Annotated in this window: 10 protein-coding genes; 4 read left to right on the top strand and 6 right to left on the bottom strand. The window is 37.8% G+C overall.

Going from position 1 to position 7966, the window contains the following annotated elements; all coding sequences use genetic code 11:
* Positions 1 to 379: 379 nt before the first annotated feature.
* Positions 380 to 547, top strand: coding sequence for a hypothetical protein (locus SAY88_RS21680; RefSeq protein WP_332634279.1), 168 nt, complete (start codon positions 380 to 382; stop codon positions 545 to 547).
* 60 nt (positions 548 to 607) lie between these two features.
* Positions 608 to 994, top strand: coding sequence for a hypothetical protein (locus SAY88_RS21675; RefSeq protein ID WP_332634278.1), 387 nt, complete (start codon positions 608 to 610; stop codon positions 992 to 994).
* Between the two features lie 51 nt (positions 995 to 1045).
* Here the strand turns inward: SAY88_RS21675 and SAY88_RS21670 are convergent, their stop codons facing one another.
* Positions 1046 to 1648, bottom strand: a complete 603-nt coding sequence (locus SAY88_RS21670; protein ID WP_332634276.1) for a biotin transporter BioY — start codon at positions 1646 to 1648, stop codon at positions 1046 to 1048.
* A 164-nt stretch (positions 1649 to 1812) separates the two neighbouring features.
* On the opposite strand from SAY88_RS21670, the gene SAY88_RS21665 reads away from it, so the two are divergent.
* Positions 1813 to 2247, top strand: coding sequence for an RDD family protein (locus SAY88_RS21665; protein ID WP_332634273.1), 435 nt, complete (start codon positions 1813 to 1815; stop codon positions 2245 to 2247).
* Positions 2248 to 2323: 76 nt separating this feature from the next.
* Here the strand turns inward: SAY88_RS21665 and SAY88_RS21660 are convergent, their stop codons facing one another.
* The gene (locus SAY88_RS21660) at positions 2324 to 2596 is read right to left on the bottom strand and encodes an HU family DNA-binding protein (RefSeq protein WP_250097782.1); all 273 of its coding nucleotides are present in this window, start codon (positions 2594 to 2596) and stop codon (positions 2324 to 2326) included.
* A 100-nt stretch (positions 2597 to 2696) separates the two neighbouring features.
* The gene (locus SAY88_RS21655) at positions 2697 to 3524 is read right to left on the bottom strand and encodes a YihY/virulence factor BrkB family protein (protein WP_332634270.1); all 828 of its coding nucleotides are present in this window, start codon (positions 3522 to 3524) and stop codon (positions 2697 to 2699) included.
* Positions 3525 to 3667: 143 nt separating this feature from the next.
* Between SAY88_RS21655 and SAY88_RS21650 the strand changes: the two genes are divergently transcribed.
* Positions 3668 to 3901 carry a YczF family membrane protein gene (locus SAY88_RS21650; RefSeq protein ID WP_332634268.1) on the top strand — a complete coding sequence of 78 codons (234 nt, stop codon included), beginning with the start codon at positions 3668 to 3670 and terminating at the stop codon, positions 3899 to 3901.
* Here SAY88_RS21650 and SAY88_RS21645 read toward each other — a convergent pair.
* From SAY88_RS21645 to SAY88_RS21635, 3 genes are read right to left on the bottom strand one after another with little or no spacing between them, the layout of a single operon-like run.
* Entirely contained in the window at positions 3898 to 5010 is a 1113-nt protein-coding gene (locus SAY88_RS21645; RefSeq protein WP_332634267.1) for a GerAB/ArcD/ProY family transporter, read from the bottom strand. The genes SAY88_RS21650 and SAY88_RS21645 overlap by 4 nt on opposite strands.
* A 26-nt stretch (positions 5011 to 5036) precedes the next feature.
* Entirely contained in the window at positions 5037 to 6218 is a 1182-nt protein-coding gene (locus tag SAY88_RS21640) for a Ger(x)C family spore germination protein (protein WP_332634265.1), read from the bottom strand.
* On the bottom strand, positions 6218 to 7741 hold the full coding sequence (locus SAY88_RS21635) for a spore germination protein (RefSeq protein ID WP_332634264.1): 1524 nt from the start codon (positions 7739 to 7741) through the stop codon (positions 6218 to 6220). The genes SAY88_RS21640 and SAY88_RS21635 overlap by 1 nt, the downstream gene beginning before the upstream one ends.
* Between the last annotated feature and the right edge of the window lie 225 nt (positions 7742 to 7966).

Here is a 7966-nt window from a genome sequence, read left to right as displayed (position 1 = left end):
TAGGAAGCAGCAATGGCTCCACACGTTGCGCGCCTGCTATGAGAAACCCACTCATAGCAGGCTTTAAGACAAAGCAATGGTTCCGCTCATTGCTTAAAGGCCACTGAAAAAGGTCAAAACCGTACCTTTTTCAGTGGCCTAATGAAGAGGTAGGGTCGAGACCCCACAGGCGTAGCCGAGGAGGCTTGACACCTCCCCGCGGAAAGCGAGTGGCTGGAGCGCAATGGAACGAACATTAGGAAAACAAGTACCCCAAAAAACAAAAAAAGTATGCGAAAACAGCCTTTTAGAAAAGATTAAAATTTTTTAGAATAAATGAAACTTTTCACCACCATTCTTCGTCTTATTTAGTAGAGAAGAAAGAGGCGGGGTAAAAGAAATGAAGAGGTCAATTGCTATTCTCGTATTTATTTGTTTATTCGTAACAGCTTGTCATAAAGATACTGTTAATGAAGATACTGTTAATGAAGATGAGGTTTTGTCTATTTTCGACGAATTTCTAGAACATGTCCATGAGTTATTTGCGTATCATACATATGATGAATAATCGTATTATAACGGAAAGTATCATACAGAAGATGAGATCCGGAAATTTTTAGGAAGGTTTATGACTGACGCTGGAATGGAACAATTATTAGATGATATCTATGTCCAAAATAATGAGCGGTATGTGTATCACGATGAATTCCAATCTTACTTAAGCAATGAAGAGCACTTGGATTCATCTTACTATGAAATAACGAGACAGACGGTTTTTAACCCAGGATTGCGGATGATTATGGGGGATGATCTACAGATTTATGAAGCGGGAGGAAAGATTGAACTTAGAGCAGAAAACGTAGCGATTCAATTTTATGCTGAAAATAGTCTGTATGGTCAGAGCCAATTTGGAGAGCTTGGCTATCCGTCTGTGGATTATTTATCGTTGTACGTATCAATGGTTAAAGATGAGGATACATATCGAATTAAAAGAATTGAAGTGAACTCATTATAAAGGGGTGTCTCAAAAGGTCAAAAACAGACCTTTTGAGACACCCCTTTCGTATTAAGCGACTTGATTCGGTATTGAGTTGCGTCCTCGCTTTTTGTTTACGGTATGATAAATACGAGAAGAGAGTACAGCAGCAAAGAAAGTTAAAATAATATCTTTGACAGCAGGTGCAGCCATCCAAGCCCAAACTACTTGATAGCTTACTGCCTCAAGTCCTGCTAAAAATTGAAAAGCAAAGTACATATAATGAGTACCAACTACATAGTTAATAATAAGCCCAACAAAACAAGCTGCCATAAAAGTAGCAATTTTCTTTTTCTTGCTTTTCTCAATAATAAGTCCAGTTACAAAAGCGACCATAATATATGAAAGGAGAAAGCCAAAGGTTGGACTAACGAACGTCCGCAAGCCACCTGAAAATTGTGCAAAAACAGGGAAGCCGACAAGACCGACAAGTAAATAGACAATCATAGCAAGTGAGCCCATTCGGCTGCCGAGAAGAGCACCTGCTAAGATGGCAAAGAGTGTTTGCAACGTGATTGGGACAGATCCGATAACAAGAAAAGATGTTAAATTAGCACCTATAGCCATTAATGCTGCAAACATGGCAACAAGAACTAGATCAACTGTGTGTATTTTTGGTTTGGTTGATGACATTTGTTCACCTCGTGTGTTTGAGTAGTTAACATTAGAATAATAAGGGATAAGTGTATTGTCAACATTTATTTATACTTGGTTAACAAAAGTAATATGTGTACATTATCATTGTAAAATGTCTATAATATAGACAGAGTGTTTGAGAGTAGAGGAGGTTTTTTCTTATGGTTGAACGTCCTGCTGGATTTTGGGTTCGTGTAGGGGCGAGTATTCTTGATGTCATTGTTGTTTCAGGTACGATTTTCATTCTTGCTGCACTTTTTGGGTTAACTCAAGATGCAAGAGAAATCGTAGATGGTATTGGAAATTTACTGTATTCATTGCTTCTTCCTGTATTATGGTACGGCTATACGGTTGGGAAACGATTGTTAGGAATTCGAATCGTTAAATTAGATGGAAGTAATGTTGGGTTTGGTACGATGCTATTAAGAGTAATCGTTGCTGGGTTTGTCTATGCCATTACGTTAATGATCGCTTTTATTGTTAGTGCGTTTATGGTAGCCTTTCGGAAAGACAAAAGAAGCATTCATGATATGATAGCCAAAACGTATGTTACGTATGAGAAGGCGGCTGAGGCAAATCCGTATCAAGAATCTTAATAATATGAAAACAAGAAAGGTCTGATCTGCAACGTATGCACGATCAGACCTTTCCTTTTGTGTTACGCTCGTATGTTTATTTCACTGATTCTTTTAATTGCTTTCCTGCTTTGAATGCTGGTGTTTTTGTTGCAGCAATATCAATTTCCTCACCTGTTTGCGGGTTACGTCCTTTTCTAGCTGCTCTTTCACGAACCTCAAAGTTTCCAAAACCAATGAGTTGGACTGTTTCCCCTTTTGATAATGACTCCTCAATTAAATCAAATACAGCATTGACAGCGCTTCCGGCATCTTTTTTTGATAGTTGTGTACGTTCAGCTACAGCTTGTACTAGTTCCGTCTTATTCATTCCCTGTCATCTCCTCGTTCATTTAAATTCACCGTGCATTCTGATACCATCATCTCCAAAAATGTAAATTATATACACTTTTTTTGGATTATTTTTTAGATTATGATAGATTGTTATTTCTATTTTTCTTCTGTAAGTAAAGAGTGGCGTTAATTTGACCACCAATAACGAGACTTACCCCTGTGAGAAAGAACCAAAGCATAAGGATGATAACCCCACCAAGACTACCATAGGTCGCCGTGAAATTTCCGAAATTACTTACATATGTAGCAAATAAAGCAGAGATTACTTGCCAACAAACCGTTGCAGATACGGCTCCTATAATTACTTGTTTAAAAGTTAACTTCACGTTCGGGGCAATGGAATAAACAATCATAAGCACAAACGTCATCAACCCAATCCCGACTATCCAACGCAATGAATGTAAAATTTGTGCCGTTTCATGTGGAAGAAAAAAGTAATCCTCGAGCGCGTGAATTATCACATTACCAAAGACAGGCATTAACAATGTGAATACAATTACGGCAATCATAGCAATCGTTAATAAAATGGAAAGGATGCGAAGCTTAACGAAGTTTCTTGTCTCTTCAATATTATATGAACGATTGACAGCGCGTACCAAGGCATTTACCCCGTTAGAAGCGGACCAAATGGTCGCTAATACCCCGAAGGAAACGAGTCCTCCTTGAGGCTCGCTAATGACTTCTAAGATCGTTGTTGAAAAGAGTTCATCAAGGCCTTCAGGGACGTAGTCATTAATAAATGAATAGATTGTATCTAGGTCAAAATGAAAATACGGAATAAGAGCTAATAAAAAAATAAGTAAGGGGAAAATAGAAAGCATGAAATAATAAGCCAATGTAGCTGACCAATCTGGAATAGGATCGGTTTTTAGTTTGTGAATAAAAAGCTTCATAAAGTTGTGCATAGTTCTCTCCTTTTAGAATAGTATCTTTCATCTTAAAAAGTTCCCTCCCAGTCATGCGCTTATTAGTAAAAATGGGATAGGTGTTTGAAACAACCTTCTATTACATATAGTAACGTTAGTAAAGAATAAGGAGGCTCGTGAATATGAAAATTCCCTTATTAGTTATTCTGTTTTTTCTATTGAGTTGGACAACCGCTATTATTATGGATTCAATAATTGGAGTTAGTTTCCTACAAAGTAGTACCAAAAACCTTTCCGTTACCTATAAAACAATGGACGCAATTGAGTATTTCTTATTAACTCTATTCCTATTATTGTTGATTGTTAAACCAAGTGTAAGATTAGCGAAGAAACTTTGGCAAAGAATTGAGCATTAAGAGGTCTGATCCATTGGCTTTCTTTCGTTATTTACCATCTTTTTGATGTAGGCAAAGATGAGCAGAAAAAATGGAATAAAAACCGCAAACAGCGCGTGAATCGAATACAACGATTCTTGTCCTTCTAATATGTGCTCCGCAAAATCTTTAGCGATGACAGTGGCTAATAATAAGATGATCACTGCAAAAGGAAGAACAAGTTTTTTAAAATCAACCTTAAAGAGTTCGGCGGTACTAATAAGAGCTGCATAAAAAAAGAGAGAAGTTTTGAAAAAAGCACCAACGAATAAAGTTAACACGACAACAGCATCAATTCGTTGAATAAATTCATAAATGTTTACTAAGCTTACTGTGGTAAACAATGGAAACGTAGAGGTTTCAGCAATATCTACACCAAGAACGGCGATATTTAATGCGGTTGTATAAGCTAAAATGATCCCACAAATGCAGATTGAACTCAGTCCAATTGGAAGGATTACCTTTTTTGGCTCAACATAAGGAAAGAGCACTGTAAAGCAAATCAATTCACCAAATGGAAAAACGGATGTCAGTGGATAAGCAGTTGACAAAACAGGTGCCCAGCCTTCGTCTAATAATGGTCGTAAGTTATTCAGGTCAATAGTTCCTGAGACGATCACAAATAAATTCCCAAATAAGCCTAACAAAATGATAACCATTATATAAATTTCTGAAATTCTACCTAAGGTTGTGATCCCTTTATACAAAACATAACTAATTGCAATAATGTGTAAGAGCATAATAATTATAAGAGGTGTGCGGATATAAACGGATGTAACTAAAAGATCTCCGACATCTCTTAAATCCCTAGCGGCACCATAAAGGAAGTAAGTGATATATGTAACTCCTACAAAACCACCAACATACTTTCCAAGTATAGCTTGGATTAAACTTGTTAAAGGCTTTGGGTAAAGCTTAAAAAGAGTGTAGTAAATCAGGAAAAAAATGAGTCCGAGCCCCATTCCCAATAACACAGCAAGCCACCCATCCTTGCCAGCATTTACCCCGAACCCTACGACAACTGCTGTTCCAAGCTGAAATAATACTAGAAGGGCAAATAGTTGAAAGGCCGATAGTTTTGCTTTCTCCATGAAATATTTCTCCTCTCTTTCTAATCTTAAAATCTCATTCCGCTACGCCTAATCACAGATTCTACCTGTACATTCACCTCACATTGTTGGAAGTGATCGGCCCAGTTTTCCTCATAGGTTTTCCATGCGGACGGGTGCTGTATATGTACAATATCCCCAAAACCCAATACATCACTTCCTGCTTGTTGGGCAAGTGTAATCATGGACTGGAGATCTTCTGTTGTTTTGTTTGACCAGTCGTCTTCGAGTTGGGAAATTTCATCTATACTTTCTGCATCAATTTTGACGGAAGCTTCACCAATATTTCCTACCTGGTACACATGTACATTAATAATCGGACGTTGCTCTTTGATTTCTGTTGTAATTGATGTGTTTGAGTGAATTAACTCAATAGAAACTTGCTCCTTGCTATCAATAATTGGAATAACTACAATTGTTGAGTCTATTTCATTTAGAATTTGAGACAAGCCTCTTGTAATATCAGAGGGAATCCATTGTTCAAGCTTTTCATCTCTAAATAAAGCAATTTGGTCTACCACTATTGTTGTTGCCATCTGTGTTTGTTCATAATTCTCTTTGCCCTTACCTTTTTCTTTGTTTCCTTCAAGGATCACACCATTAATAAAGATTTCTCTTCCTTTGCTTTTGTAAGCAGAAATAATATCTATAAATTCCACTTCAATAATACTTCCCCAAAGAGAATGGTTCGTTTGGGTTTTGCCTCTTACAGCTCTTGCTGGAATTAATTCAAGTGCTTGCACCGTATCCACAACCGTTTGGGCGGAGCTGTTTTTTGCTATAAATACTTTTGTTGTTAGGCGGATCTCGTGATACCTTCGAATATAATCTAAGACTTCGACTAAATGATCGCGAGCGATGTCTTCACTTAAAATGACGTGTTGGACATGACCTAAGAAGGGCTCTCTTGGGATTCGTTTTGAAGCTGATCGAACCGCTTCTAATAAGCTGCTGCCTGTACTCACAAAATTAGTCACAGGCAAACGATCAGCAGCTGCTATACCACTTTCGGTTTCAGCTACAGTAGCAGGGTTAATGACTTGAAGAGTCAATAAATATTGTTCTGCTTCTTGGTCATAATCAACACCGATTGCGGTAACGAATGCTACATCTTCGATTTCAACAACATTCCAGCAGCCACTTAATAGGAAAAGCGCCGCAAAAGGGAGCAAATATTTTCTCGTATACATTAAAAAGAACCCCTTGCTTGTTCATCACTTTTATTGTTAGCTTTTTTCGATCGTGTTTGAAAAGACCAGATCGGAAACCTGAATAGAGTGTCTTTTTGAGCAGCTAGCTGAAAAGGAGCAATTGGTGTCATAAAAGGTACTCCAAAAGACTGCAAACTGCAAACATGAGCAACGATGATAATGGTAATGATCAAGATTCCATATAGCCCCATTGCTGCAGAAGATAATATCATGACAAAGCGCAGCATCCGAATCGAAATCGCTAAATTATAAGTCGGTGTCGTAAAGCTACAAATAGCTGTAAGTGCAACGATAATGACCATACCAGGTGAGACAATACCGGCTTGTACAGCAGCCTCTCCGAGAATAAGTGCACCTACAATTGAAACGGCTTGACCAACAGCCCTTGGCATCCGTATTCCGGCTTCTCTCAGAATTTCAATACTAAATTCGAGCAGTAGTGCTTCAACAACAATGGGAAAAGGCATTCCTTCGCGTTGGGCAGCTAGACTTAAAAGTAACGGTGTTGGGATCATTTCTGGATGATACGATGTTGCTGCAATATAAACAGCCGTTCCTATTAATGAAATAAAAAAGCTTATAAAACGTAACCACCTAAGCAATGTGGCGATATCGTATCGGTGATAATAATCTTCGGCAGCTTGAAATGCTTGAAAGAATGTATAAGGGGCAATGAGACAAAAGGGTGTTCCGTCTACTAAAATTACGATCTTCCCTTCTAGCAAACTTGAAGCTGCACTATCTGGCCGTTCGGAATTAGATATGGTAGAGAAAATAGAAAAGGTTCGATCTTCAATAAATTCCTCAATATTACCTGATTCCAAAATAGCATCCGTCTTGATTTGATCAATCCGGTTCTTAACTTCGTTTAGAACGTCTTTATCTACCGTATCTTTCATATACATAAGAGCAACGTCAGTATTGGTGACCGAACCAATCGGCTGAATTTCGACACATAACTTAGGAGACTTTAATCTTTTCCGAATTAGAGCAATATTCGTACTTAAGTTTTCGGCAAAGCCTTCTTTTGGCCCGCGAATGACAACTTGGGAAGTAGGTTCTTCAATGCCTCGTTGTTTTTCACCTCTTGAAGATCCGCTTATAGCTTTTGCCACACCATCAAGGAGGATGACTGTACTGCCATTCAAGATTTCTTTCGTTAACTCAGTAAATGACGTTATTGCATGTTGGTTTCCGAGTAAGGATGCCTTTTGAAACACTGCCTCAAAGTTGCAATTATTCTGTGAAAAATGATCTGTAAATAGGCTTAAACAGTCAGTTACTTTCTGATCATTAACTAATCCATGTAAATAGACGATGGTGAGTTGTGATTTATCTTCAAGCACTCTTTGTACAATCAAATCATCACTAAGCTCAAACAGGTTTTTAATTTGCTCTATATTAACTAGCAATGAATTTGTTAAAGGCTGATCAGCGTTTTCTGTTGCTTTGTCTTGTTTGTGTATAATAGATGCTTGCCTTCTCCTTAAATGGCGCTTCATCAAATCCCTCACTTGCCGCTTGAATAGGTATCTAGACATATTGTTTTCCTAAACAGTCCTATATATGCAAAATATAGTGGGTGGGGAGAAATACGAATAACTCTCAAATCAACATTCATTGTTTGAAAGTGTATGAAAATCAGTTTATAGTTATGGTGTATTGTTAGCGATTTTGGGGACTAAGAACGAGTAAATGTAGTAGTTTACCCTATGTGAAAGGGGTGT

Source organism: Halalkalibacter flavus, from assembly GCF_036663575.1.
Lineage (GTDB): Bacteria > Bacillota > Bacilli > Bacillales > Bacillaceae_D > Halalkalibacter > Halalkalibacter flavus.
This window is presented reverse-complemented; position numbering and strand designations above follow the sequence as displayed.

What these genes read in the sequence shown, in the direction of transcription:
- SAY88_RS21680 (WP_332634279.1), top strand. Translation starts at nt 380, where the DNA reads ATGAAGAGGTCAATTGCTATTCTCGTATTTATTTGTTTATTCGTAACA.
- SAY88_RS21675 (WP_332634278.1), top strand. Translation starts at nt 608, where the DNA reads ATGACTGACGCTGGAATGGAACAATTATTAGATGATATCTATGTCCAA.
- SAY88_RS21670 (WP_332634276.1), bottom strand. Translation starts at nt 1,648, where the DNA reads ATGTCATCAACCAAACCAAAAATACACACAGTTGATCTAGTTCTTGTT.
- SAY88_RS21665 (WP_332634273.1), top strand. Translation starts at nt 1,813, where the DNA reads ATGGTTGAACGTCCTGCTGGATTTTGGGTTCGTGTAGGGGCGAGTATT.
- SAY88_RS21660 (WP_250097782.1), bottom strand. Translation starts at nt 2,596, where the DNA reads ATGAATAAGACGGAACTAGTACAAGCTGTAGCTGAACGTACACAACTA.
- SAY88_RS21655 (WP_332634270.1), bottom strand. Translation starts at nt 3,524, where the DNA reads ATGCACAACTTTATGAAGCTTTTTATTCACAAACTAAAAACCGATCCT.
- SAY88_RS21650 (WP_332634268.1), top strand. Translation starts at nt 3,668, where the DNA reads ATGAAAATTCCCTTATTAGTTATTCTGTTTTTTCTATTGAGTTGGACA.
- SAY88_RS21645 (WP_332634267.1), bottom strand. Translation starts at nt 5,010, where the DNA reads ATGGAGAAAGCAAAACTATCGGCCTTTCAACTATTTGCCCTTCTAGTA.
- SAY88_RS21640 (WP_332634265.1), bottom strand. Translation starts at nt 6,218, where the DNA reads ATGTATACGAGAAAATATTTGCTCCCTTTTGCGGCGCTTTTCCTATTA.
- SAY88_RS21635 (WP_332634264.1), bottom strand. Translation starts at nt 7,741, where the DNA reads ATGAAGCGCCATTTAAGGAGAAGGCAAGCATCTATTATACACAAACAA.